Genomic DNA, 3412 nt, shown 5'->3' on the forward strand with positions numbered 1-3412 from the left:
TACCGCACGGGAGTCAGCGTCTCTCAGGCAGCCATGCATCAACTCCGCCTCGTCCGCTCAGACTTTCATGGGGACTGGAACTACGTCCTCAAGCCCAATTCGGATAAGTAATTTCTGATCGGGCCCTTACCATCTGCGATGGGTGCCTCAACGGCATCCACCTGCGAGGCTTCGCCACCCGTGAGGAGATTCTGGAGGTACTCGGCGCGCCCGCGCCGCTGCTCCAGTTCGTCCGCGTGGCGCGGCTGCGCACGGTCGTCGGCTCTGGCCTGTGAGTTGTCGTTTGTGGGCGTGCGAAAGTGGGTCTTTTTGCCGATGGCGGATGCGGATGGGGGCTGCACGAATGTTGCCGCATGCTCGAATGCCGCCATCGTCGGAGGGTGCTCGGTTATGGCTGGTTGGGGCGTGAAGGCGATGAGAAGAATTGGCGTTTCTCCGGATTGAACGAAATGGTTGCCGGATGTCGTGCCCCGACTCTGCCTAGGACGTCGATTTGGGCGAGTTCGGTGTTCGATTCGTTTGAGTATTCGGCTGTGTGTGCGGCTATTGGGTTGTCGACTGTTTTTCTGATCATGTGCTCTGTCTGAAGTCGAAGCCGAGTGTCTCTTCCGGGTAAGGCCAATTTTTCGAGGGCTGCTTGAGGACTAACGTGGGGGACTGGGTCGTTGCGGGAAGAGATTAGAATGAGTGTTCCTTCTTGTTGCATAAAGGTGATTGGAGGGGTTCCGAAGGCGACTATCCTTTCGATGTCGTAGAGGCGTTTGATGTCCGGGTCCATTGCAAGTTGTTGTGCAATTATTCCGCCCTGGCTGTGCCCGGTGAGAAGCAGTGTTGAGCCGGGAGGGACAGAGTTGATGATGTTGCGCTTGGCGTTCAGGAATGCGGTGTTTGATATGTTGAGTGCGGCTGGGATGTTTGTGGCAAAATGGGTGGCTTGGCCTTCTACGGTTTCAGTTCCTGATATGCCTATTAGGTGGATGTTTCTTTTGCTGGTTCCTTCTGTGAGTTCTGCGGAGACAATCGACATCGGGCCAAGCGTGCCGCCGTTGTATCCATCCTTGACGAACTGATAGAGTTCTGCTGCTCCGTTGACTTCTCCGGTGTCGCGGGGCGCGCTGTCAATTTGCCCATAGTCAACCCGATGTGGCACCGCCGGCGCTGCTGCTGGGCGCGGTTGGGTAGTTCTGGAAGGACTAGGCTCAAACGTATCGACGTTGCGATTGTTGGTGCGAGTCGCTGTCTGCCTCAGTGGCGTCGGCGTTGTCGCTGCTGGTCGGTTTGGGGTGGGCGTAGGAGCCGCCTGACGGCGCACTGCCGTAAGGAGTTGGTTCATTGTCCGTATTCCGGAAATGGGCATGTCGGCCTCCTTTGAGGGGGGTGGCTTTCATTGTAGGGCAACGAGAGCGTGGTAGGTATAGTGGGGTTGGGGAGTGTTTGATTGGGGACGGATGGTTCGTCTGTGTGAAGCGGCTGCGCTTGGCTGCGTGAGCATGAGTCAGAGGGCGGTTCCCTGTATGGAAGTGCGCGTTCTCCTGCGCTCGCGTGCCATTCAATAGTTGGCGCGCTGGGTGTGTGCTTCCGGGCATGCCCGCCCTCTTGCGTTGCGTGCCGCTTCGGCCGTTCGGTTCCAAGCCCAAGGAATGGCCGCAACAGTTGGACTTGCCGCCCTGCGAGTACTGCGGGGGGCCGTGGCACACGCTCGCAAGGCGATGGGGCGAGCACCTGGGGAACCCCACGGAGTTGCGGGAGAACATCCTCGCGGGCCGCGAGGCGAAGGAGCACCCCTGGTACACGGGGCGCTGGTCCATCGCCGCTCACCACCTCATCTGCTCCGAGGCCATGGAGGACGACGAGAACTGGGCCCAGTTCTGCCGGGACTTTGGCTACGACATCAACCGGCGGGAGAATGGCGTCATGCTGCCCATGGTGCTGGCCGTGGCGTGCGAGCTCCATGTGCCACTCCACAGGGGCCCGCACTCTGGGGGCTGGGCCTTCGACATGGATCTGGCGTATCCAGACGCGGTGAAGGTAGCGTTGGAATCAGTTGCCGATGCCGTGGAGCGGGGCGACTACTGCCCGAAGCCCGCAGAGCTGACGCAGGAGTTGGACCGCGTCAGCCGCACGATTCTCGCTAAGCTGGCCAGCGGGAAGTGGACGATCACCACCGACGGGCTGGACTACTTGCCTGGGGTGATAGGTTGCGCGGGCGCCACGAGCATTCAGGACAAGCCGCGCCGGGCATGCCCAGCCGGGCGCAGGCACAGCAACACCAAGGCGCAGCTACAGCGGCGTGTGCTTCAAGTGGGGGAGTAGGCCATGCAGGACGACTATTTTGTCCTGATGCGTGCCCGTTCCCAGCAGCACCCCTTGTTGGTTTGGGACCAGTCGGCTTCCGCGTTTCGGAAAGGGAGGCCCGTACAGGTAGTTGAGCCTGTGAAGCTGAAGCTGGGCGAGCCGGTGCCGCCCAGGCCCGTCATGGTCGACCATCACAGCTTGCCGTCTCCGGTGGTGTCCGGCCGAGTCAAGGATGCGCTTGAGCAGGGCGGCCTTCACGGTGTTCAGATGATTCCTGCAGACGTGCAGGTGGGCGACTCCATGTTGCGCTACTGGCTGGTCCACATGTGGCGACGGCTCGCCTGCATGGACCGGGACAAGTCGGTCTTCGAGGAGAGTGAGTCCGGACTCATCCTCCTGAGCCTCGACCGGCTGTTCCTCGACGAGGCGGTGCTCGGTGAGCTGCCGCTCGAAGAGCGCCTGGCCTTCCGACTCGCGGAGTCCGTAGTCCACCTATTCCACCGCACGGTGGTGGACCGGGTACTCGCCCTGACGCCACCGCCTGAAGGGCTGCGCTTCGTCCCCATGGTGGAGTGGGGGGACTCGTCGGCGTTTCGCTGATGCGTGCCACCCAGGCGCAGTACCGGCCGTCGAGCCCGGATAAAGCGGCGATCCGATGACTGTTGCTGAGCACGGTGGATGAGGGAGACCGGCCCGTTCTCGGACCGACTGGATGATGGGGAGTGGTAGCGCGCGGACGCGTTGACCATCAGCGAGTCGGATTCTTGCGAGTCACTGTCGTTGAGGTCCGCTGTCGCGCCGTGGAGAGGGCGGGGCGCGGCGTGGTGCTGCTACCGCAGCCGGAGAGTGCCGGCGACGAGTAGGCGGTGGGAGGGGTGTGGCGACACCCCTCCCACCAATGCCCCGCGAGAAGACTGTGTCGAGAGGTTCGCGGAGCACCCGAGGAGTCATCCGAAGTCAGAGAGGAGTCAAGTCCTGGGCCGAGGCAATGTAACCGTTCAGGGGTAGTGTTGAGGCCGTCGTCGCGGTGTGCAACCCGTGGCGGATGCACACGAAAACCCCTGCGACGCTGGAATCGAAGATTGAACGACTGGTCCACGAGCACCTGGTGGAGCAG

General features: G+C 61.8%; 4 protein-coding genes. 2 read left to right on the forward strand and 2 right to left on the reverse strand.

Annotated elements, in window-relative coordinates; genetic code table 11:
• Positions 1-80: 80 nt before the first annotated feature.
• Both G4D87_RS39085 and G4D87_RS35660 read right to left on the reverse strand, forming a co-directional pair.
• Complete coding sequence (locus G4D87_RS39085; protein WP_205507852.1) at positions 81-371, reverse strand: hypothetical protein; 291 nt, start codon at positions 369-371, stop codon at positions 81-83.
• A gap of 17 nt (positions 372-388) precedes the next feature.
• Entirely contained in the window at positions 389-1150 is a 762-nt protein-coding gene (locus tag G4D87_RS35660) for an alpha/beta hydrolase family protein (RefSeq protein WP_163787211.1), read from the reverse strand.
• 503 nt (positions 1151-1653) lie between these two features.
• Here G4D87_RS35660 and G4D87_RS35665 point away from each other — a divergent pair.
• Entirely contained in the window at positions 1654-2313 is a 660-nt protein-coding gene (locus G4D87_RS35665; protein WP_240358873.1) for an AHH domain-containing protein, read from the forward strand.
• A 3-nt stretch (positions 2314-2316) separates the two neighbouring features.
• On the forward strand, positions 2317-2895 hold the full coding sequence (locus G4D87_RS35670; RefSeq protein WP_163787215.1) for an imm11 family protein: 579 nt from the start codon (positions 2317-2319) through the stop codon (positions 2893-2895).
• Positions 2896-3412 lie beyond the last annotated feature (517 nt).

Source organism: Myxococcus vastator (assembly GCF_010894475.1).
In the GTDB taxonomy this organism is placed as follows: domain Bacteria; phylum Myxococcota; class Myxococcia; order Myxococcales; family Myxococcaceae; genus Myxococcus; species Myxococcus vastator.